The organism is Streptomyces carminius (genome assembly GCF_002794255.1).
Taxonomy (GTDB): Bacteria; Actinomycetota; Actinomycetes; order Streptomycetales; family Streptomycetaceae; genus Streptomyces; species Streptomyces carminius.
Window position 1 is genome coordinate 155,039 of record NZ_PGGW01000040.1, and the last position, 20,190, is coordinate 175,228.

General features: G+C 74.4%; 21 protein-coding genes. 14 read left to right on the top strand and 7 right to left on the bottom strand.

The features are described 5' to 3' along the window. Position 1: 1 nt before the first annotated feature. Both CUT44_RS12595 and CUT44_RS12600 read right to left on the bottom strand, forming a co-directional pair. Positions 2-754 carry an ABC transporter ATP-binding protein gene (locus CUT44_RS12595; protein WP_100202105.1) on the bottom strand — a complete coding sequence of 251 codons (753 nt, stop codon included), beginning with the start codon at positions 752-754 and terminating at the stop codon, positions 2-4. An 83-nt stretch (positions 755-837) separates the two neighbouring features. Further along, on the bottom strand, positions 838-1,344 hold the full coding sequence (locus CUT44_RS12600; protein ID WP_100202051.1) for a PadR family transcriptional regulator: 507 nt from the start codon (positions 1,342-1,344) through the stop codon (positions 838-840). Positions 1,345-1,504: 160 nt separating this feature from the next. Here CUT44_RS12600 and CUT44_RS12605 point away from each other — a divergent pair, with 160 nt between their 5' ends. The 4 genes from CUT44_RS12605 to CUT44_RS12620 all read left to right on the top strand — a co-directional run bounded on the left by CUT44_RS12605 (position 1,505) and on the right by CUT44_RS12620 (position 6,971). Then, positions 1,505-2,782: an ABC transporter substrate-binding protein gene (locus CUT44_RS12605; protein ID WP_100202052.1), complete on the top strand. Its 1,278-nt coding sequence runs from the start codon at positions 1,505-1,507 to the stop codon at positions 2,780-2,782. Positions 2,783-3,150: 368 nt separating this feature from the next. After that, positions 3,151-4,551 (top strand): ABC transporter substrate-binding protein, encoded by a 1,401-nt coding sequence (locus CUT44_RS12610; RefSeq protein WP_100202053.1) that lies wholly within the window; start codon positions 3,151-3,153, stop codon positions 4,549-4,551. 12 nt (positions 4,552-4,563) lie between these two features. Next, complete coding sequence (locus tag CUT44_RS12615; protein ID WP_100202054.1) at positions 4,564-5,976, top strand: carbohydrate ABC transporter permease; 1,413 nt, start codon at positions 4,564-4,566, stop codon at positions 5,974-5,976. Next, positions 5,973-6,971 carry a carbohydrate ABC transporter permease gene (locus CUT44_RS12620; protein WP_233221372.1) on the top strand — a complete coding sequence of 333 codons (999 nt, stop codon included), beginning with the start codon at positions 5,973-5,975 and terminating at the stop codon, positions 6,969-6,971. The genes CUT44_RS12615 and CUT44_RS12620 overlap by 4 nt, the downstream gene beginning before the upstream one ends. Before the next feature lie 103 nt (positions 6,972-7,074). Here the strand turns inward: CUT44_RS12620 and dtd are convergent, their stop codons facing one another. Further along, on the bottom strand, positions 7,075-7,536 hold the full coding sequence (gene dtd / locus CUT44_RS12625; RefSeq protein ID WP_100202107.1) for a D-aminoacyl-tRNA deacylase: 462 nt from the start codon (positions 7,534-7,536) through the stop codon (positions 7,075-7,077). A gap of 263 nt (positions 7,537-7,799) precedes the next feature. Between dtd and CUT44_RS12630 the strand changes: the two genes are divergently transcribed. The 3 genes from CUT44_RS12630 to CUT44_RS12640 are packed head-to-tail and all read left to right on the top strand — an operon-like array spanning position 7,800 to position 10,858. Beyond that, positions 7,800-8,498, top strand: a complete 699-nt coding sequence (locus CUT44_RS12630) for an RsiG family protein (RefSeq protein WP_100202055.1) — start codon at positions 7,800-7,802, stop codon at positions 8,496-8,498. A gap of 46 nt (positions 8,499-8,544) precedes the next feature. Then, positions 8,545-9,537, top strand: a complete 993-nt coding sequence (locus CUT44_RS12635) for an asparaginase (RefSeq protein ID WP_100202056.1) — start codon at positions 8,545-8,547, stop codon at positions 9,535-9,537. Positions 9,538-9,562: 25 nt separating this feature from the next. Next, a complete protein-coding gene (locus CUT44_RS12640) occupies positions 9,563-10,858 on the top strand; it encodes a GNAT family N-acetyltransferase (protein WP_100202057.1) in 1,296 nt (431 codons plus the stop codon). A gap of 103 nt (positions 10,859-10,961) precedes the next feature. Here the strand turns inward: CUT44_RS12640 and CUT44_RS33090 are convergent, their stop codons facing one another. After that, on the bottom strand, positions 10,962-11,132 hold the full coding sequence (locus tag CUT44_RS33090; RefSeq protein ID WP_158239605.1) for a hypothetical protein: 171 nt from the start codon (positions 11,130-11,132) through the stop codon (positions 10,962-10,964). Between the two features lie 218 nt (positions 11,133-11,350). Here CUT44_RS33090 and CUT44_RS12645 point away from each other — a divergent pair, with 218 nt between their 5' ends. The 5 genes from CUT44_RS12645 (at position 11,351) to CUT44_RS12665 (ending at position 16,613) form a co-directional block, all read left to right on the top strand. Next, positions 11,351-12,238, top strand: a complete 888-nt coding sequence (locus CUT44_RS12645) for a winged helix-turn-helix domain-containing protein (RefSeq protein ID WP_100202058.1) — start codon at positions 11,351-11,353, stop codon at positions 12,236-12,238. A gap of 149 nt (positions 12,239-12,387) precedes the next feature. Continuing rightward, positions 12,388-13,599, top strand: coding sequence for a phosphotransferase (locus CUT44_RS12650; protein WP_100202059.1), 1,212 nt, complete (start codon positions 12,388-12,390; stop codon positions 13,597-13,599). 7 nt (positions 13,600-13,606) lie between these two features. Next, on the top strand, positions 13,607-14,335 hold the full coding sequence (locus tag CUT44_RS12655) for an HAD family hydrolase (protein ID WP_100202060.1): 729 nt from the start codon (positions 13,607-13,609) through the stop codon (positions 14,333-14,335). A gap of 377 nt (positions 14,336-14,712) precedes the next feature. Then, entirely contained in the window at positions 14,713-16,020 is a 1,308-nt protein-coding gene (locus CUT44_RS12660; protein WP_100202061.1) for a PP2C family protein-serine/threonine phosphatase, read from the top strand. Positions 16,021-16,193: 173 nt separating this feature from the next. Next, entirely contained in the window at positions 16,194-16,613 is a 420-nt protein-coding gene (locus CUT44_RS12665) for an ankyrin repeat domain-containing protein (RefSeq protein ID WP_100202062.1), read from the top strand. Between the two features lie 50 nt (positions 16,614-16,663). On the opposite strand, the gene CUT44_RS12670 is transcribed toward CUT44_RS12665, so the two are convergent. Continuing rightward, on the bottom strand, positions 16,664-17,230 hold the full coding sequence (locus CUT44_RS12670; RefSeq protein ID WP_100202063.1) for an NADPH-dependent FMN reductase: 567 nt from the start codon (positions 17,228-17,230) through the stop codon (positions 16,664-16,666). A gap of 360 nt (positions 17,231-17,590) precedes the next feature. On the opposite strand from CUT44_RS12670, the gene CUT44_RS12675 reads away from it, so the two are divergent. Next, positions 17,591-17,854: a hypothetical protein gene (locus CUT44_RS12675; RefSeq protein ID WP_100202064.1), complete on the top strand. Its 264-nt coding sequence runs from the start codon at positions 17,591-17,593 to the stop codon at positions 17,852-17,854. 66 nt (positions 17,855-17,920) lie between these two features. Here the strand turns inward: CUT44_RS12675 and CUT44_RS12680 are convergent, their stop codons facing one another. Both CUT44_RS12680 and CUT44_RS12685 read right to left on the bottom strand, forming a co-directional pair. Beyond that, a complete protein-coding gene (locus CUT44_RS12680) occupies positions 17,921-18,112 on the bottom strand; it encodes a hypothetical protein (RefSeq protein ID WP_100202065.1) in 192 nt (63 codons plus the stop codon). A 77-nt stretch (positions 18,113-18,189) separates the two neighbouring features. After that, the gene (locus CUT44_RS12685; protein ID WP_100202066.1) at positions 18,190-18,723 is read right to left on the bottom strand and encodes a hypothetical protein; all 534 of its coding nucleotides are present in this window, start codon (positions 18,721-18,723) and stop codon (positions 18,190-18,192) included. A 384-nt stretch (positions 18,724-19,107) separates the two neighbouring features. Between CUT44_RS12685 and CUT44_RS12690 the strand changes: the two genes are divergently transcribed. Then, the gene (locus CUT44_RS12690) at positions 19,108-20,133 is read left to right on the top strand and encodes a sulfotransferase (RefSeq protein ID WP_233221373.1); all 1,026 of its coding nucleotides are present in this window, start codon (positions 19,108-19,110) and stop codon (positions 20,131-20,133) included. The last annotated feature ends 57 nt before the right edge of the window (positions 20,134-20,190 follow it).

Genomic DNA, 20,190 nt, shown 5'->3' on the forward strand with positions numbered 1-20,190 from the left:
CTCAGTCCCTGAGTTCCAGTACGCCGGCCACGCCGCCGCCGCGCCGTCCGGGGCGGGCGGCGGCACCGGGGGCTCCCGGCTCCAGGGCGGCGTCGTCGGCTATCCGGCCGTCGAAGAAGCTGATCACCCGGTCGGCGGCGCTGGCCATCCGGGCGTCATGGGTGACCAGCACGATCGTCTGGCCGCGGGCGTGGAAGCGGGAGAGCAGCCGCAGCACCTCGCGGGTGCCCCGGCTGTCCAGGCTGCCGGCGGGTTCGTCGGCCAGCAGCAGGTCGGGCTGGTTGACCAGGGCGCGGGCCAGGGCGACGCGCTGCTGCTCACCGCCGGACAGCTCGCCGGGCATGCTGCGCTCCTTGCCGGTCAGGCCGAGCTCGGCGAGGAGTTCGGCGCGGTCGGCGCGGGCCCGCTTCGGGCCGCGGCCGGCCAGCAGGGCGGGGAGTTCGACGTTGTCGGCGACGGTGAGGTTGGAGACGAGGTTGAAGAACTGGAAGACGATGCCGATGCGACGGCGGCGCAGCACCGCCCAGCGGGCCTCGCCGTAGGGGTCCAGGCAGGCGCCGTCGAACCAGATGCGTCCGCTGTCGGGTTTCTGGAGGCCGCCGAGCAGGTGCAGCAGGGTGGACTTGCCCGCGCCGGAGGGGCCGGTGACGGCGACGAACTCGCCGCGTTCCACGGTCAGGTCCACGCCCCGTACGGCCGTCACCGGGGCGCCCTCGCCGTGGTGGGTCTTGACCAGGCCCTCGGCGCGGACGATGGGGGGCGCGGCGGGCTCCGGCCCGGCGGGCTCCGGCGGCGGGTCGGCGGGCGCGGCGGGCTCGGCGGGGCGGCCGGTGCGGGTCAATCCAACTCCTCCTGACAGCGTTCCAGCCAGTCGAGGTCGGCCTGGAGGTGCAGTATCGCGCCCTCGATCAGCAGTTGCGCCACCCGGTTGTCCCGGTCCTCGGCGGCGGCCAGCCTCGACAGGGCGCGCATGGTGTTGAGGTACTGGCGGCGCTGCTTGTTGATCAGGGTGAGCTGGTCGGCCAGGCCGGTCCGCGGGGCGAGGGCGAGCTTCATGAAGAACTCGTCGCGCACCCGCGGCTCGTCGGTCGGCTCCTCGAACCAGGCCAGCACCGCCTCGCGGCCCGCCTCGGTGAGCCGGTAGATCCGCTTGTTGGGCCGGGCGGACTGGGAGACGTCCTCGCCCTCGATCAGGCCGGCCTTCTCCAGGCGGCCCAGGGTGACGTAGATCTGGCCGACGTTCGGCTGGGGGTAGGCGGCGCCCAGGAGCTTCTCGAGGGCCTGCTTCAGCTCGTACCCGTGGGCGGGGCCGGCCGCGAGGAGGGCCAGGAGCGGCAGACGCACGCGCCCTCTCCTTCCTCCCCGTTCGTTCCGGTTCCGGTTCCGCTTCTCGGTGCCGGGCGGTCGGCCGGCGGTCGGTCGGCGTCTAGTATCGCCCATGCCCGACGGGTGAATACGGGCTGTTCGGCGCCCGACGGCGAGACCGGTGCACGGGGAGGGACCTATGCGGTGGACGAGGGCCGCGGGCAGGGGGCTCCTGGCGGTCGCCGTCGTCCTGGCGGGTCATGCGGGGGCGGGTTCCCCGGCGGCGCGTCCGGCCGCGCACGACGGCGGGCGCGGACCGGTCACCCTGGTCACGGCCGGGGATCTGACCGAGTACCTCGATCCGGTGCTCGACGACTGGAACCGCGCGCGCCCCGGCGAGCGGGCCACCCTGGTGGAGCTGCCGGACTCGGCGGACGAGACCCGGGCCCAGATGGTCACCGCCCTGCGCTCCGGCAGCGACCGCTTCGACGTGCTCAACATCGACGTGGCCTGGACGTCGGAGTTCGCCGCGGCGGGCTGGATCGCGCCCGTCGACCCGGACCGCTTCCCGCTGGGGACGTTCCTGCCGCCGGTGGTGGACACCGCCACCTTCGGCGGGCGGCTGTACGCGGTGCCGTACGTCACCAACGCCGGGCTGCTGTACTACCGCTCGGACGTGCTGGCGGCGGCGGGCGAGGAGCCCCCGCGCACCTGGGCGGAGCTGGCCCGGCTGGCGCGGGAGGTCGCCCCGCGGCACGGACTGGACGGCTACGCCGGGCAGTTCCTGCCGTACGAGGGACTGACGGCCAACGCCACCGAGGCGGTGCGCTCGGCCGGCGGTTCCTTCCTCGGCGACGAGGGCGCGACGGTGACCGTGGACAGCGACGCGGCCCGCGCGGGGCTGCGCTTCCTCACCGAGGGGGTGCGGGAGGGCTGGATACCCGAGGAGTCGCTGGGCTGGAAGGAGGAGGAGTCGCGGCGGGCGTTCCAGGAGGGGCGGCTGCTGTTCCTGCGCAACTGGCCGTATGTGCACTCCATGGCGAACGGCCCGGACTCGAAGGTCGCCGGGCGGTTCGGGGCGGTGCCGCTGCCGGGGCCGGACGGTCCGGGCGTCAGTGTGCTGGGCGGCTCCAACCTGGCGGTCAGCGCCCACTCCCGGCATCCGGAGACGGCGGCCGACCTGATCGCGTACCTCACCGGTGAGCGGGTGCAGCGCCGGGTGCTCACCGAGGGGGCGCTGCCGCCGGTGCGGGCGGAGCTGTACTCGGATCCGGAGCTGGTACGCGCCTTCCCCTACCTGCCGACGCTGCGGGAGAGTGTGCTGGCGGCCGAGCCGCGGCCCAAGAGCCCGCGCTACGACCAGGTGAGCCTGGTGGTGCAGGCCGTGGTGCACGACGCGATGGCGGGGCGCCAGACGCCGAAGGCGGCGGTGGCGCGGCTTGCGCGGGAGCTGCGGGCGGTCGCCCGCGGCGGCTGACTCCGGCGTCAGGACCGGTGCCGGGCCGGAGAGTTGAGTGCATCTCTCCGACAGATACCTACACGTTAGGTACCGGAAGAGTCCTCCGCCGCCCTTACGCGCGGACATCTACGGCCATAGCAGGGCAGCTTTCCGACCACTCGTTGACACCTCACTGTTTCCGCTACTTAACATGAATGCATAACGGCGGCTGGCACAGTCGTGGCTGCCCTTCACCCGGCGCAGGAAACGGAAGCAACGCGGGCGCGCACCGCCACGGCCGGGAAGGGGCCCCGCCCGGCCTCCCGCCGAGCCGGCACCACGAGCACCGCACGCCACGCACCGCACCGTCCGGCCGCCGCGCGGCCCCGGCCTCGAAGAGGAGAGCCATGACCACCGAACGCACAGGACGTACAGGCCGTACGGAGAGCACCGGCAGCGGCGGACGTACCGGACGCGCGAGGGGTGCCGCCGGACGGCGCGGCACGGTGGCCGGAGCCGCCTCGCTCGTCCTCGCCCTCACCGCGACGGCCTGCGGCGGGGACAGCGCCGCCGACTCCTCGGGACAGGACCTCAAGGGCCAGACGGTCACGGTCGCCGGCGTGTGGACCGGCGTCGAGCAGGAGAACTTCAAGAAGGTCATGGCCGCCTTCACCGAGAAGACCGGCGCCGAGACGAAGTTCGTCTCCACCGGCGACAACGTCTCCACCGTCATCGGCAGCAAGATCGAGGGCGGCAACGCGCCCGACGTGGTGATGGTCCCGCAGGTCGGCGTGCTCCGGCAGTTCGCCGAGAAGGGCTGGCTCAAGCCGCTGTCCAGGGACACCGACCAGCTCGCCGACAACCACTTCGCCCCGGTGTGGAAGGACTACGGCACCGTCGACGGGATCTTCTACGGCCTGTACTTCAAGGCGTCCCACAAGTCGACCGTCTGGTACAGCCCGGAGGCGTTCGAGCAGGCCGGCGTCAACCCGCCCGAGACCTACGACCAGTTGCTGACGGCGGGCCGCACCCTCTCCGACTCCGGCCTGGCGGCCTTCTCCGTCGCCGGCGAGTCCGGCTGGCCGCTCACCGACTGGTTCGAGAACATCTACCTCTCCCAGGCCGGCCCCGCGATGTACGACAAGCTCGCCCACCACGAGATCCCCTGGACCGACCCGTCCGTCGTCAAGGCCCTCACCACCCTGGGCGAACTCTTCGGCGACGACGAGCTGGTGGAGGGCGGCGGCACCGGGGCGCTGCGCACCGACTTCCCCGAGTCCGTCGAACGGGTCTTCGGCGACGACCCGAAGGCCGGCATGGTCTACGAGGGCGACTTCGTCGCGGGCCTGATCTCGGGCCAGTTCGGCAAGCGGGTCGGCGAGGACGCGAAGTTCTTCCCCTTCCCGGCCGTGGACGGCGGCGAGCCGCCGGTGGTCGGCGGCGGGGACGCCGCGGTGGTGCTCAAGAAGGGCGGGAACACCAAGGCGGGCATGGCGTTCGTGGAGTTCCTGGCCACCCCCGAGGCGGCCGAGGTGTGGGCCGCCTCGGGCGGCTTCCTCTCCCCCAACGAGTCCCTGGACCTGAACGCCTACCAGGACGAGACCACCCGGCAGACCGCCGAGTCCCTGGTGGCGGCCGGCGACGACGTGCGGTTCGACATGTCCGACCAGGCCCCGGCGGCCTTCGGCGGCACCCAGGGCGCCGGCGAGTGGAAGCTCCTCCAGGACTTCCTGCGCGACCCCTCCGACCCGGCCGGCACCGCGGAGAAGCTGGAGGCCGCCGCGGCCAAGGCCTGGCAGCAGGGCTGAGGGGGAACAGCCGTGACCTCCTCTCCCCCCGCGGCGGTCCCCGTACCGCCCGCCCCGGCGGCTGACGGCCGGGAAGGCGCCCCGGCCGGGGCGCCCGCCCCCGACGACCGCGCCGCGGCGCTCCGGCGAAGCGCCCGGCGGCGCCGGCAACTGAGCGCCGCGCTGTTCCTGCTGCCCGCCCTGCTGCTGCTCGGCGCGCTGGTCGCGTACCCGATCCTGTTCTCCGTCGGCCGCAGTCTCTTCGACGCCTCCGGCGACCGGTTCGTGGGCGCCGGGAACTACGTCGAGATGTTCCGCGATCCGGCCACCCTCAAGGCCGTCCGCAACACCGCCGTCTGGGTCGTGGCCGCCCCGGCGCTGCTGACCGGGCTCGGGCTGGTCCTGGCCGTGCTCACCGAGAAGGTGCGCTGGGCCACCGCGTTCAAGATCCTGATGTTCATGCCGATGGCGATCTCCTTCCTCGCCGCGGGCATCATCTTCCGCATCACCTACGAGCAGGACCCCGAGCGCGGCATCCTCAACGCCGTCGTCACCGGCGTCCACGGCGCCTTCGCCGACGAGCCCTCCTACCCCGGCGCCCGCGTCCGGGAGGAGAGCGGGGTCACCAGGGCCGCGGACGGCTCGTACTCCACGGCCGCGGACCTGTCGCCCGGCGACCGCACCGTCTCCCTGGGCGTGGTCGGCGTACCGCCGAAGGAGGTGCCCGCCGGTGCGGAACCCGCCGCGGGCGCCCCGAAGGCCGGGGAGGGGGCGCTGGCCGGCACCGTCTATCTGGACTTCACCCCCGGCGGGGGCGGCGAGGCGGGCCGGATCGACTCCGGGGAGCGCGGGCTGCCCGGCATGACGGTCCAGGCGGTGCGCGACGGCGAGGTGGTGGGGGAGGCCACCACCGCGGCCGACGGCTCGTTCCGCTTCACCGGGCTGTCGGGGAGCGGCGCGTACTCCCTGAAGCTGCCCGCGGCCAACTTCGCCGAGCCCTACGGCGGCGTCTCCTGGCTGGGCCCGGCCCTGGTCACCCCGGCGATCATCGGCGCCTACCTGTGGATCTGGACGGGCTTCTCGATGGTCCTCATCGGCGCCGGGCTGGCCGCGATGCCCCGGGACGTGCTGGAGGCCGCCCGGATGGACGGCGCGAACGAGTGGCAGATCTTCCGCCGGATCACCGTGCCGCTGCTCGCGCCCGTGCTGACCGTGGTCTTCGTGACCCTGGTGATCAACGTGCTGAAGGTCTTCGACCTCGTCTACATCATCGCCCCCGGTCCGGTGCTCGAGGACGCCAACGTGCTGGCCATGCAGATGTGGCTGGTCTCCTTCGGCGGCGGCAACAACCAGGGCCTGGGCAGCGCCATCGGCGTCCTGCTGCTGCTCCTGGTGGTCCCGGCCATGATCTTCAACATCCGACGCTTCCGCAGGAGCCAGCGATGACCGCCCACGGCACCGTCCAGGAGAGGCCGGACAACCCGGAGCCGGAGAACCCCGGGAAGGCACCGGCCGCACAGTCCCCGGCCCTCGCGGCGGCGGCCGCGGGGGCCGGGTCCCCACCCCCCGCCGGGCTCCCCGCCCCCGCCCGGCGGGGGGCCGCCGGGCGGCTCACGGCCCTGCTGGGCAGGACCGCGGTCCAGGTGTTCCTCGTCGTGATCGCGCTGGTCTGGATCACCCCCGCGCTGGGCCTGTTCCTGTCCTCGCTGCGCTCGGAGGAGGACAACGCCGCCGGCGGCTGGTGGGAGGCGCTGGCCGAGCCGGGCGGGCTGTCGGTCGACAACTACACGGCGCTGCTGGAGAACTCCGGCATCACCGAGGCCTTCTGGAACACCGTGCTGATCTCGGTGCCCACCACCGTCTCGGTGGTGGTGATCGCGGCCCTGGCGGGCTACGCGTTCGCCTGGCTGGAGTTCCCCGGCCGCGACTGGATCTTCCTGGTGGTGGTCGGCCTGCTGGTGGTGCCGGTCCAGGTCGGGCTGCTGCCGGTGGCGAAGATGTTCGGCGCGCTGGGGCTGTTCGGCACGATCCCCGGGGTGGTGCTGTTCCACATCGCCTACGGTCTGCCGTTCGCGGTCTTCCTGCTGCGCAACTACTTCGCGGAGATCCCCCGCGAGATGCTGGAGGCCGCGCGGATGGACGGCGGCGGGGAGTGGCGGATCTTCACGCGGCTCATCCTGCCGGTGGGGCGGCCCGCGATCGCGAGCCTGGCGATCTTCCAGTTCCTGTGGGTGTGGAACGACATGCTGGTCGCGCTGATCTTCGCGGACAGCGACTCGCAGCCGCTGACCGTCGCGCTCCAGTCGGAGATGCGGCAGTTCGGCAGCAACATCGAGATCCTGGCGCCCGGCGCCTTCCTCTCCCTGGCCGTGCCGCTGGTGGTGTTCTTCGCCTTCCAGAAGCACTTCGTGCAGGGCGTGATGGCCGGCTCGGTGAAGTGACCGCCCCGGCGGCTCCCCCGGTCCTTCCGCGGAGCCGCCCGACGAACGCCCGGCTGCCCGTCGCCTCCCCCGTGCGGGCAGCCGGGTCACACCTCCGGCAGGGTCACACCTCCAGCAGCACCGTGAACGGGCCGTCGTTCGTGAGCGAGACCGCCATCCTCGCCCCGAACCGGCCCGTCTCCACCCGGGCGCCCAGCGCCCGCAGCCGGGCGCACACCTCGTCCACCAGCGGCTCGGCGACCGGGCCGGGAGCGGCGGCCTGCCAGGTGGGGCGGCGCCCCTTGCGGGCGTCACCGTAGAGAGTGAACTGGCTCACCACCAGCAGCGGCGCCCCGGTGTCCGAGCAGGAGCGCTCCCCCTCCAGCACGCGCAGGCCCCACAGTTTGCGCGCGAGCCTGTCCGCCTTCTCCGGAGTGTCGTCATGGGTCACCCCGACCAGTACGCACAGCCCCTCGCCCTTGATCTCACCGACGGTCTCCTCACCGGCCCCGTCCGCCGCGCCGCCCTCGTCCCCGCTCCCGACGACGACCCTGGCCCCGTCCACCCTCTGCACCACAGCACGCATGCGGACCATCATGCCGCGCCCCCGGGCCGGCCGCGGCATGCGCCCGGTCGCGCCCCCGGCGCACCCCTGCGGGCGCCCGCCGGACGGCCGCCCGGCACCCGCCGGAGGGGTGCCCCGCGCTGCACGGAGGGTGCCCGTGATGGCACGATGCGTACCGCACGGCGCGTACCGCACGGTGCGCGCGGTGGCCGGCGCGGCGTATCCGCGGCGGGCCGCGGTGCTCCGCCGCGGTCCACGGCGAAGGGGACGAGGGGCACAAGACCATGAGCACTGCCGGAACCGGGCAGACGCCCGGAACCGTACCGGCGACCCGCACGGCCGCCGACACCCACGGCACACCCGCACCGAGCACCCCGCCGGACATCCCACCGGGCAGCCCGCCGGACCCGCCGTCGGACGCCTCACCGGGGGACGCCCCGCCGGGCACCCCGCCGGACGCGTACGGGGCGCTCCCGGCGGTGCTGCGCGACACCGAGCCCCCGAGGCTCACCGGCCTGCGCCTGCCCCAGTTGCGCGAACTGCGCCGCCAGGCGCAGCAGGAGGAGGCGGACACCGGCTACGTACGGCGGCTGGTCCAGGGCCGGCTCGACCTGCTGCGCGCCGAACTGGCCCGCCGCGGCGGCACGGCGGCGCCGGTCGTCGACCGGCTGGCGGAGATCCTCGCCGACGGCCCCTCGCCGGCGGGCGGCCCGGCACGGTCCGCCCGCCATGTGACCCTGCGCACCCCGCGCAGCGAGGAGTACCGGCGGCTGGCCGAGAACGTGCTCGCCGAGGTGGAGCTCTCCGATCCGGCCGCCCGCACCGAGGACGAACTGCACACCGCCATGGTGCGGCTGGGCCAGTACGAGCGGCAGCTCTCCCGCCGCCGCCAGGTGCTCCAGGACACGGCGAACGGGTGCAGCGCGGAGATCGCCCGCAGGTACCGTGAGGGCGAAGCACACGTGGACGACCTGCTGCCCTGACCCCGGGCGGCGGCCGTCCCTCCCGCACCCAGGGAAGGCCCCGCCCATGAGCACCACCGTGTCCGCCTCCGACGCGTCCTCGACCCCTGCGGCCCTTCCGGCCCCCCCGGTCCTCGCCGAGGCCGTCCGCTCCGGCTTCACCGAGAGCCGGCACCGCGGCTCGCTGGTGGCGCTCGGTCCGGACGGCGCGGTCGAGTGGTCGCTGGGCGAGGTGACGGCGCCGGTCTTCCCCCGCTCCTGCGTCAAGCCGCTGCAGGCGGCGGCCGTGCTGCGGGCGGGTGCGGAGCTGTCCGGCGAGCGGCTGGCGCTGGCCGCGGCCAGCCACTCCGGCGAGCCCTTCCACCTGGACCTGGTGCGCAGGCTGCTCGCCGAGCACGGGCTGGCCGAGGACGAGCTGACCTGCCCGCCCGACCTGCCGCTGGACCGGGTGGAGGCCGAGCGGTGGCTGGCGGCCGGCGGGCGCCCGTCCCGCGCCGCCATGAACTGCTCGGGCAAGCACACCGCGTTCCTCGCCGCCTGCGACGCGAACGGCTGGCCGCGCGCCGGCTGCCTCGACCCCGGGCACCCCCTGCAACTGCTGGTCCGCGAAACGGTCGAGGCCGCGGCGGGCGAGCCGGTGGCGCACACCGGGACGGACGGCTGCGGCGCCCCGCTGTTCGCCTTCTCCCTCACCGGCCTGGCCCGTGCCTTCCGCGCCCTGGTGCTGGCCGCCCCCGGCAGCCCCGGGCGCCGGGTCGCGGACGCGATGCGCGCCCACCCCGAGTACGTGGCGGGCACCCGGCGCGCCGACACCCTGCTGATGCGCGGGATACCGGGCGCGCTGGCGAAGATGGGCGCCGAGGCGGTGCAGGCGGTGGCGCTGCCGGACGGCCGCGCCCTGGCGTTCAAGATCGAGGACGGCGCCACCCGGGCGCTGGGCCCGGTCACGGCCCGCGCCCTGGAGCGGATGGGCACGGCCGCACCGGTGCCGGCCGGGCTCGCCGACGCGCCCCTGACCGGGGGCGGGGAGCGGGTCGGGGAAATCCGCGCGACGTTCTGACCCCGGCACCCCTAACGTCGCTCCCATGCCCGCCGTACCCGCCGTACCCGCCGTACCAGCCGCCGCCGCGAACGCGCCCGACATCCGCGCCCTGACCGAGGACGACTACCCGGCGTGGGTCCGCGCCCTGGGAACCGGCTTCCTGCGCTCCGGGGAGGTCGGCGAGGAGGAGCTGGCGATCCGGCGCGGCGGGATCGAACCGGACCGCACCCTGGGCGCGTTCGACGGTGACCGCTGCGTCGCCACCTTCCGCACCTTCGCGCAGAAGCTCACCGTCCCCGGCGGCGCCGCGGTGGACTCCCTCGCCGTCACCAACGTCACCGTCGCCGCCACCCACCGCCGCCGCGGGCTGCTGACCCGGATGATGACGCGGGAGCTGGCCGCCGCGAAGGAGCGCGGGGACGTCTGCTCCACGCTCGACGCCGCCGAGTACCCGATCTACGGCCGCTACGGCTACGGCCCGGCGGCCTGGGCCACCGAGTGGGAGGTGGACGTCCACCGCACCGGCTTGGACCGGCACCGCCCGGTGCCGCCGCCGCCCGGCGCCCGGATCGACCTGGCCGGCGCCGCCGAGGTGTGCGCCGAGGGCGCCGCCCTGCACGAGCGGGTGCGCGTCCTGCCCGGCCGGCACGGGACGGTGGACCGCTCCGGGCGCTGGTGGCGGCTGGCCACCGGTGAGCTGGACTGGCCCGGCAGCGGCTGGACGCGCCCCTTCCACGCGCTGTACCGCGACGCCGCCGGGCGGGTGCGGGGCCTGGCGACGTACACGGTGGAGAACCGCTGGGAGGCCGATCTGCCGCAGTCGGTCCTGACGGTCCGCGATCTGCTCGCCGACGGGCCCGAGGCCGAACGGGCCCTGTGGCACCACCTGCTGTCCGTCGACTGGGTGGCCACCGTCCGCACCGGCCGGCGTGCCCCCGACGACCTGCTGCCGCTGCTGCTGCCGGACGTCCGGGCCGCCCGGACCGTCCACCACGCGGACTTCCTGTGGCTGCGCCCGCTGGACGTACCGGCGCTGCTCACCTCCCGCACGTACCCCGTCGAGGGGGCGCTGGTGCTGGAGCTGCGCGACCCGATGGGCCTGGCGGAGGGCCGCTTCCTGCTGGCGGCCGGCACCGAGGGGGCCGACTGCGCGCCCACCGGGCGGGCGGCCGATCTGGTGCTGGGGGTGGGCGAGCTGAGCGCGCTGTACCTGGGTGACGAGTCGGCCTCCCGGCTGCGGGCGCTGGGCCGGATCGACGAGGAGCGCCCCGGGGCGGTGGAACTGGCGGACGCCCTGCTGCGCACGGGCCGGCGGCCCTGGTGCCCGGACATGTTCTGAGCCGACGGGCCGGGGGCGGCGGGACGCGACCGGGGGCGGGACGTGACCGGGGGCGGGGGCGCGTACTCCTTCTCCTTGCGCACCCCGCCCCCGGTCCCGGCCGTCACCCCGACATGACCAGCAGGGCCAGCACCGCCCCGCCTATGAGCGCGTAGTCGAAGTTCCTCTTGTGGTATCCGGCGCTCAGCATGACCAGCCCGAACACCCCCAGCAGCCCGAAACGGGACTCCACCAGCTGCTCCAGGGCAGCGGCGGCGAGTGCGGAGACAGGCATGGCAGTCCCTCCTTCGCAGGCTCACGGGGACCGAGTCGTACACCACCGGCGTGCGACGGCGTACAAGTTGCCAAGCCTTTGCGACCAACTACAGTCCCCCGTATCCAACATGATAAAGTTGGTCTCCAACTCTGTCTAAGTTCTTCCCTGTTCAACCAAACCCCAAAACAGATGCCCGCCAACTCCCACTCATTGGCCAGAAGTTGTACGGTCCCACCGTGAGTCACGAAAGCTCCGTCCCGCACGGCACCCAGCCCCCGTCACGCGACCGCGTGGCCGACACGCTGCGTGACCGCATACTCTCCGGCGATCTCCCCCCGGGCGCCCGGCTGCCGACCCAGCACGAGCTGGCCGAGGAGTTCGGGACCAACCGCACCGCCGTCCGGCAGGCCCTGGACCTCCTCCGCCACGAGGGCCTGCTCACCGGCACCGGCCGCGGCGCCCCGCCGCGGGTCGCCGAGCGCGCCCCGGCCCACGAGGCCCCGCGCAAGGCCGACATCGAGCTCGCCGACCGCCTCCTCCACGCCTTCCGGACCGAGCACGTCACGGTCGACGTCTTCTCCCTGACCACGGAGACCCTCAACACCGCCCTGGCCCCCTCGATGATCGCCATCAGCCGCGAGGAGCTGCGCCCCCGGTCGATCACCGTCCGCGTGCTCCTCCCCAGCGTCAGCGCCGACCTGGCCCTCCCCCGGCTGGTCTCCGACCCCGGCAGGACCGACCCGCGTCCCCTGGAACGGCTGCACGAGCTGACGCACACCTACGCGGGCGCCCTGCGCGGACACCTGGAGACACTCAAGGTGCGCGGTCTCGTCCCCGAGGTCTCGATGGAGTTCCGCAGCGTCCCGATCACCCCGACCCACAAGCTGTACCTGCTCAACGGCACCGAGGCGCTCTTCGGCTACTACCACGTCGTGCCGCACAGGGTCGGCTACCGGGGCGAGGAGATGGAGATCCACGACGTCCTGGGGCTCGGCACCCAGCTCTTCCGGCACATCAGGAGCGACGACTCCCAGGACGAGCACGACACCGCCTTCGTCGACTCCTCGAAGCGCTGGTTCGACTCCCTGTGGGAGTCCATAGCCCAGCCCTTCGAACCCGCCTGACCGCTCCCCGTGTGAACTTCTCGTTGCCGTCCGCGCACGCTGCCGCGGCCCGCACAGGACGGCTGCTAGCCTCAGCCGCCTCTCGTCCCTCCGTGGCCCCCTTGGCCCCCTTGGCCTCCTTCGCCCCGTGAACCCCAGGACCGCCGCCGATGCCTGCCCGCCCCCGGGTCCCCGCCCACCTGATCGGCCGGGAACTCGAGCGACACCAACGCCACCGCGACGCCGGCCCGACGGTCAGCGGCCACCACAACGACAACCTCGTGGTACGGCTCTCCCCCGCGCTCACCCGGGCGGCGGGAGAGCCGGACGGGCTGCTCGGCACGTTCCGCACCCCCCGGAAGACCGTCCAGGTCGTTCCCCGGATGTGGCGGGACGAGGCCGAGGTGCTCACGGCCGTGCACCCGTACCTGGCGGAAGTCCCCCGTTACCTGGGGCGGACCGGGAACACCGCGCTGTACACCTACGTCGAGGGCGCCCCGCTCTCCGCACGCGCGCCGCGCGGAACTGCGCTCGGTGACCGGACCCTCGTCCGTATGGCGTCGGTTTTCGGCCAGTTGAGCACGGTCCCGGAGAAGGCTCTCCCCCCGCGCCCGGCGGGCTGGCCCGAGGACGGTGACAGCGCCGGCTTCCTGGAAGCTCTCGTCACCTTCACCGAGAGGCACGTGCACCAGGCCAACGAGCCGGACTTCGGACGGCTCTTCAAGGCCGTCGGCATCCCCTCCGAGGCCATGGAGATCTTCCGCGAGCAGGCCGGGACGCTGGTGCCCCGGCCGTTCGGCCTGCTGCACACCGACCTCCACCGCGACAACCTGATCGAGACCCCCGCCGGGGGCCTCGCCGTCATCGACTGGGAGATCGCCCTCTACGGCGATCCGCTCCACGACCTCGCCACCCACCTGGTGCGGATGGGGTACACCGACCGGGAGCGCGAGCTCCTCGTGGAACTGTGGCGCGGACAGCTGGCGAGGCGGGGCCACCACGCCCGGCTGGCCGGACTGAAGACCGACCTCGAGCTCTACGTCGACTTCGAGATCGCCCAGTCGGTCTACGCCGACACCCTGCGGGCCGCGCTGTCCCTGCCGCCGCGCGCCGGCGGCGCCCGGCTCCGCACCGCCCTCGACCGCGCCGCCCGGGACGTCCGGCGGGCCCTGACCCGGGCCCGGGGCCCGCTCAGGATGCTCGACCCCGTCTCCGTGGACGACGTCCGCGAGGCCCTCCACGACTGGTACGCCGAGCACGCGCCCGCCGTCCTGCGTGCGGAGCCCGCCGCGGCGCCGGTCCCGGCCGGGACGGCGGTGACGGCCGGGACAGCGGTGAAGCGGCCGGCGGGTGTTGAACAACCGCCGACCGCCCGGCGATAGTTGGGAGGTGAATTCGAACGGGCGGACCGGCGCGAGCGGTACGGCCGGTCTCGTCGAGGCAGCGGCCTGTGTCCTCCTCGACTTCGACGGCCCCGTCTGCCGGCTGTTCTCGGGCCACCCCTCGGCCGCCATAGCCGGGAGCCTGCGGGACCTCCTCAGGGAGAGCGGCGAACGGGAACTGCTCACCGCCGAGGTGCTCGGGACCGGCGACACCCATCTCATCCTGCGGACCGTCGCCGAGCACCGGCACGGTACCGAACTCGCCCGGCGGATCGAGGCCAGGATGACCGAGGAGGAGCTCCGCGCCGCCGACACCGCCCGGCCGACGCCGTACGCCGACCCCCTCATCTGGACGCTGGTGGCCACCGGCCGCCGGGTCGCCGTGGCCACCAACAACTCGCCGCTCGCGGTGGAGCGCTATCTGCGCGGCCGCCGGCTCGCCGCCCACTTCGCCGGGCACGTCCACGGCCGCTCCCGGGACCTGCGGCTGCTCAAGCCCCATCCGCACTGCCTGCTGGAGGCGCTGCGGTCCACCGGGACCGCGGCACGGGACGCGCTGATGATCGGGGACGCCCCCAGCGACCTGGCCGCCGCCCGGGCGACCGGGGTGCCGTTCCTCGGTTTCGCGCGCAACGGGCGCAAGGAGGCCGAACTCCGCGGCGCGGGGGCCGGGCACGTGGTGCGGTCGATGCAGGAGGTGCTGGCCTCGGTGACGGGCACGCCCGCGCCCCGGTGAACCCGCGGGGGACACCGGGCGGCACGGCGGGGCGGACGCGTTCGGCGCCCACCGGGTTCCGGAAAGATGTGAGGACCATGTGGAACCCGTCACGCCGCCCTCTCCCGTCCCGGTAGTTTCACGCGCATCACCCCGGCCGCCGGGCCGCACCGCCTCCGGCCCGTCGCCCCGGCCGCCTCGCGGCACGGCACGGAAAGGTCCGCGCGAAGGTTCGCGCGGCGGGCGCCGGGGCCCGCTCCGGACCGGCCGGACCACGATCCGGCTTGCCCCCGTGCCGGGCTCCGGCACGGGGTAGTGTGCGAGACAGGCGGTCGGCGGACGCCACCACGGCGAGTTCCCGGTCTTCGGCCGACACCGCGCACGGGAGGGGAGGGGCCATGATCGAGGCGGATCGCGACACCGACGGCGCCGGCCGCGGCGGCCACACCGGCATCGACTACGCCGCCCTGTTCGGCGCCGTTCCCACCCCGCTGTCGGTGCTCACCCCCGAGCTGGTCATCGTGGAGGCCAACCGGGCGTACCTGGAGATCACCGGCCGCGGCCGGGAGGAGCTGATCGGCCAGTACCTCTTCGACGCCTTCCCGCAGAACCCGGCCGACCCGGACGCCGACGGGATGCGGAACCTCAGGGCCTCCCTGGAGCGCGTCCTGACCACCCGCAGGACGGACACCATGGTCCTCCAGCGGTACGACATCCCCCTGCCGGGCAAGGCGGACGTCTACGAGGAGCGCTACTGGAGCCCGGTCAACACACCCGTCCTCGGTCCGGACGGCGAGGTGACCCTGATCATCAACCGGGTCGAGGACGCCACGGCGTACGTGCGCGACAGCCTCGCCGCCCCCGGGGACCCGGCCGGCCGGAAGGACCCGAAGAAGCCGCCGCGGCCGGCCGACGGCCGGATCGCGGAGCCCGAGCTCTACACCCGCGCCCGGGAGCTGTACGAGCACAACGAGCGGCTGCGGCGGGCCCACGCCCGCGAGCACGAGGTGGCCCTCACCCTCCAGAAGGCCATGCTCCCCACCCACATGCCGCTCCAGCGGCGCAACGCGGCCGTGCGCTACCGGCCCGCCGCGGGATCGCTGAACGTCTGCGGGGACTGGTACGACCTGATCAACCTCAGCGACGACCGCTTCGCCGTCGCCGTGGGCGACGTCGTCGGCCGGGGGCTGGAGGCCGCCAGTGTGATGGGCCAGCTGCGCAGCGCCCTCAGCGCCTCGATGCGCGTCGCCGACGGCCCCGCCCAGGCGCTGTACGGCCTGGACCTGTACGCCCGCTCCCTGGACGGCGCGCTGGCCACCACCACCGTCAAGGTGGACATCGACACCCACACGCGCACCCTGACCTACAGCAGCGCCGGGCACCTCCCCCCGATGCTGTGCCACCCCGACAAGCTCGTCGAGCTGCTGGACCAGGCCACCGACGTCCCGCTGGCCGCCCGGAGCAGACCCTCGCACCGGCCGCAGGCCATCGCGTCCTACCTGCCCGGCTCGGTCCTCATCCTCTACACCGACGGGCTCGTCGAGCGCCGCCACGAGTCCATCGACGTCGGGCTCAAACGGCTCGCCGAGAGCCTGGCCCGGCACAGCGACCGGGGCCCGGAGGAGATCGCCGACAGCCTCCTGGAGGACCTCGGCATGAGCAGCGGCACCGCCGACGACGCCGCCCTGGTCGTCATCCGGCTCTGAGCCCCGCCGGCCGGTCCCGGTGCCGTTGGCGGTGCATCAGTGCCGGTCCCGGTGGCATCAGTGCCGGCCCCGGCGGGAGGGCGGCGCGGTACGGGGCATACGTAGGTGGGGCCGCCCGGCGGCCGACCGGCGTACGCGAGGCACGGCGTACGAAAGGCACGAGGAGGAGAACGATGTCCGACGCCCCCACCCCCCAGAGCACCGAGCCCGCCCACGACCCGGAGGTGCTCCAGCTCGCGGCCAGGGTCTTCGACCTGGCCCGGGACGGTGACACCGACACCCTCGCCGCGTACGTGGACGCGGGCGTACCGGTCAACCTCACCAACGACAAGGGCGACTCGCTGCTGATGCTGGCCGCCTACTACGGCCGCACCCCCACGGTGCGGGCCCTGCTGGAGCGCGGCGCCGACCCCAACCGGATCAACGACCGGGGCCAGAGCCCGCTCTCGGGAGCCGTCTTCAAGGACGGGGCGGAGATGGTCCGGATGCTGCTGGCGGCGGGCGCCGACCCCGCCGCCGGGCAGCCCTCGGCCGTCGACACGGCCCGGGTGTTCGGCCGGGACGAGCTGCTGGAGCTGCTCGTCGCCCGCTGACCGCGCGGGGCCGTACGGCGGGCCCGCCCCCGCCCCCGGGCGGGGGCGGATCACCCCGGGTACGGCGCGTCCTCCCGGGCCCGGCGCAGGGCGAACGCCCACCAGGCGAGCTGGTCCAGCAGCCCGTCCGCGGCCCGGGTCGCCGTCGCGTCAACGGGCTCGCCGTCGGGCCCGAACTCGCTCCAGGCGTCGTGGAAGCTCACCACCTCCCGGACGGTGACGGCGTGCAGCTCCGCGAAGACCAGCCGGAGCTGCTCCACCGCCCGCAGCCCGCCGCCCCGGCCGCCGTAGGAGACGAAGCCGACCGGCTTGGTCCGCCACTCGGGCTTGAGGGAGTCGATCGCGGTCTTCAGCGGCCCGGGGAAGCTGTGGTTGTACTCGGGCACCACCAGCACGACGGCGTCGGCGGCGTCGATCCGCTCCCCGAGGAAGCGGCCGTCCCCGTCCGGCCGCGCGAGGTCGATCACGTCGAGTTTCACGTCGTCGCGCCGGCCGGCCTGCCGGGCGAACCAGTCACCCACGGTGGTGACGAAGCGCCCCTCCCGCACACTTCCGAGTACCACGGCGAGCCGGTACTGGTCGTTCCGCCGTTCGTGCCGCGCTGCCGCTGAGGACATGGTCTTGTTCCCTTCGCCGGTTCTCGGTGACAGGTCGGGACGCTATGGCCTCAAGCGGACTTGAGGTCAAGAGCGACCCGCCGCGGCGGTGGACCGGGCGGTCCGCCCCGCCGCCCGCGGGAGGTAACCGGGCATTCCCCTGTTGACTTCCGCATCACAGGGCGACCGACTGGATACAAAGAGTGACACGAGCCCTTCGACGGGCACCCCGAGAGCACGGAGCGACAGCACGATGAGATCCCGAGTCCGGCGACGTCAGACGATCCCGGTCGAGCCCGCCCGGCGGGCGGCCCTCCCGGTGGCCACGGCCCCGCAACGCCCGGCGGCACGGCAGGAGGCGGCACGGCGGGGAGCGGCCCGGTGACCGGCGGCGGGAGCGGCCGGGGGGAGGAGTCGGAGGAGGAGCCTCCCGAGGTGGCGATCGGCTCGGCCGTGCGGGATCTGCGGGACGGCCGGGTGGGGGACGTGCTGGACGTCCGCCCCGGCCTCGTCCGGCTGCGCCCGCTGTGCGGCGGCCGGGAGTGGGAGGCGGCACCGGACGAGATCCGGCCGCTCACCCCGCGCGAGCAGCTCAGCGCCCGGCTGGCCGCGGCCAACGCCCGCAGCCGCCACCCCCGGCCGTGACCGGCGCCACCACCGGCCGCGGGGACCGCCGCGACCGCCGCGACCGCCGCGGTCCGCGGGCCCGGCTCAGCTCCCGTCCCCGGAGCCGCGGGACGGCGCCCGCCGGCTCCGGACGGCGCCGATCACGGCGGCGAGCACCACACCGAGCGCCACCCCGATCCCGATCCCCACCGCGGCACTGTCGAACAGGGCCACCCCGAAGGCGACGCCGATCGCCACCCCCGCCGAGATGCCCAGCACCAGTTCGTTGGCCCTCATCGCCCTACCGCCGTCCTGCTCGCCGTTCCGCGTACGCAGACAGTGTGCACGGCCCTCCCCCCCGGACGGTACGCCGGTCAGCCGGGAACCAGACCGCCGGCGAAGTCCGCCACCAGCGCCCACCAGGGCCGGCCCCCGGTGCCGAAGGCGGCGGCCAGGGCGTAACCGAGAGCCGCGTCCGCGGCCTCCACCACCGCCCCCTCCGCCCAGTCGGCCCGTACCGCCCCGTCGCCGTCCGAGGAGAACCTGCCGAGCGTCCGGCCGTCCTTCAGCAGCCGGCTGCCCGCCGCGGAGTCCGGCACCAGCCGGTAGCGGCTCCCCCGGTGGACGGCGGCCACCGCGTAGGAGCGGCGCAGGAGACGTCCCCGGCCGGGCCGGACACGGGCGGTCTCGTCCCCGACGACCAGGGTGAGCCGGGAGCCGTCGCGGGTGCCGATGGGGATGTGGGACTCCGCCGGAGTCGGCGGGTCCCGGTCGAGCGTGACGGTGGGGATGCCGGGGGACGACCAGGCTCCCTCGACCTCCAGCGTCCCGGCCCGGCCGTCCAGCCAGATGCCGATCGCGCCGAAGCGCTCGTCCTCGGCGTGGACGGGAAGGGTGTCGTACGGCATGCGTTCTCCCCCGTGCGGTCACCGGCCGCCGTGTCCGGCCCGCCGACCGCCTCGTCGCTCGGTCTGTGTCTGCTCGGCGACGGCCGGCGGTCCGGCCCGCTCTGTCCGCTCTGCCCGCCCTGCCCGCTCCGTCCGCCCGGCCCGCTCCCGCCGCCCTCACTTGTCCCGACGCCGGAAACGGCCGCCGAGTTGTCACCCTCGGCCCTTCTGCTCCGGAGATGAGCGAAAACCGGACAGCCCCGCCGGAGTGCGCGCCGCCGCCCGGACCGCGCCCCGGTTGGCGGAAAGGCGCCCTGCACCCACCGCGCCCGGCTCCGTACGCTGCGGTGGTCGATGACCGGCAGCACACGACTTCGATCGGGGCGGTAAATGACCGTACGGCCTTTGACCTTCGTCGTCGGAACCGGGCGGAGCGGTTCGACTGCCCTGTCGCGCGTCCTGAACCAGCACCCGGACGTCCTCAGCCTCAACGAACTGCTCGCCTCGGTCGGCCTGGACGGGATGCCGGAGGGCGAGCTGACCGGCGAGGAGTTCTGGCGCCTTCTCGCCGATCCCAGCCCGACGTTCGACCGGATGATCCGCAGCGGCGCGGCCATCCCCGAGTTCCTCTACCCGCGCTCCTCCGGGCGGTTCTCCGCCGAGGCCGGCGGCGTCCCGGCGCTCTGCCTGATGGTGCTCCCGCATCTCACCGACGACCCCGACGGCCTGCTGGACGAGCTCGCGCCCCGCGTCTCCGCCTGGCCGCGCCGCCCGGCCGAGGACCAGTACCGGGCGTTCTTCGCCCTGCTGGCCGACCGGTTCGGGCGGCGGGCGGTGGTGGAGCGCTCGGGGTTCTCGGTGCGGTGGGTGCCCCGGCTGCGGGCGGGCTTCCCCGAGGCGGGGCTGGTCCACCTGTACCGCGGCGGCCCGGACTGCGCGCTGTCGATGAGCCGCCACACCGGCTTCCGGCTGATCGTCCTGCTGGAGGAGATCTACGCCGCCCTGGGGCTGGAGTTCGGCGCCGAGCTGACCGAGGAGCACGCCCGGTCGCTGCCTCCGGACCTGGGCGGCCTGCTGGCGGACCCCTTCGACGCCCGGCTGGTGTTCGACCGGGCGATCCCGCTGCCCGTGTTCGGCGCCCTGTGGTCGCGGTTGGTCACCGAGTGCCTGGCGGAGCTGGAGAAGGCACCGGAGGCGTCCCGTATGGGACTTTCGTACGAGAACCTGCTGGACGCGCCGGAGAAGGAGCTCTCCCGGCTGGCCTCCTTCGCCGGGGTGGCGCCCGGCCCGGAGTGGCTCGCGGCGGGCCGGGCCCTGCTCGACCCCGGCCGGCGCGGGGCGGCGCTGCGGCTTCCGCCGAGTGAGCTGAACGCGCTGCGGGAGGCGTGCGGGCCCGGCGAGCGGGCACTGGCCGAGGCGTACGGAGCGTGACCGCAACGGTAGTTGGAACCTGCACGGGCCTGTCGCACGGCGGTGCTACGGTGATCG

Excerpts from the sequence above, each read along its gene's own strand:
- CUT44_RS12650 (WP_100202059.1), top strand. The coding sequence starts at position 12,388 with ATGCCTGCCCGCCCCCGGGTCCCCGCCCACCTGATCGGCCGGGAACTC.
- CUT44_RS12605 (WP_100202052.1), top strand. The coding sequence starts at position 1,505 with ATGCGGTGGACGAGGGCCGCGGGCAGGGGGCTCCTGGCGGTCGCCGTC.
- CUT44_RS12635 (WP_100202056.1), top strand. The coding sequence starts at position 8,545 with ATGAGCACCACCGTGTCCGCCTCCGACGCGTCCTCGACCCCTGCGGCC.
- CUT44_RS12670 (WP_100202063.1), bottom strand. The coding sequence starts at position 17,230 with ATGTCCTCAGCGGCAGCGCGGCACGAACGGCGGAACGACCAGTACCGG.
- CUT44_RS12640 (WP_100202057.1), top strand. The coding sequence starts at position 9,563 with ATGCCCGCCGTACCCGCCGTACCCGCCGTACCAGCCGCCGCCGCGAAC.
- dtd (WP_100202107.1), bottom strand. The coding sequence starts at position 7,536 with ATGCGTGCTGTGGTGCAGAGGGTGGACGGGGCCAGGGTCGTCGTCGGG.
- CUT44_RS12660 (WP_100202061.1), top strand. The coding sequence starts at position 14,713 with ATGATCGAGGCGGATCGCGACACCGACGGCGCCGGCCGCGGCGGCCAC.
- CUT44_RS12610 (WP_100202053.1), top strand. The coding sequence starts at position 3,151 with ATGACCACCGAACGCACAGGACGTACAGGCCGTACGGAGAGCACCGGC.
- CUT44_RS33090 (WP_158239605.1), bottom strand. The coding sequence starts at position 11,132 with ATGCCTGTCTCCGCACTCGCCGCCGCTGCCCTGGAGCAGCTGGTGGAG.
- CUT44_RS12680 (WP_100202065.1), bottom strand. The coding sequence starts at position 18,112 with ATGAGGGCCAACGAACTGGTGCTGGGCATCTCGGCGGGGGTGGCGATC.
- CUT44_RS12630 (WP_100202055.1), top strand. The coding sequence starts at position 7,800 with ATGAGCACTGCCGGAACCGGGCAGACGCCCGGAACCGTACCGGCGACC.
- CUT44_RS12620 (WP_233221372.1), top strand. The coding sequence starts at position 5,973 with ATGACCGCCCACGGCACCGTCCAGGAGAGGCCGGACAACCCGGAGCCG.
- CUT44_RS12665 (WP_100202062.1), top strand. The coding sequence starts at position 16,194 with ATGTCCGACGCCCCCACCCCCCAGAGCACCGAGCCCGCCCACGACCCG.
- CUT44_RS12685 (WP_100202066.1), bottom strand. The coding sequence starts at position 18,723 with ATGCCGTACGACACCCTTCCCGTCCACGCCGAGGACGAGCGCTTCGGC.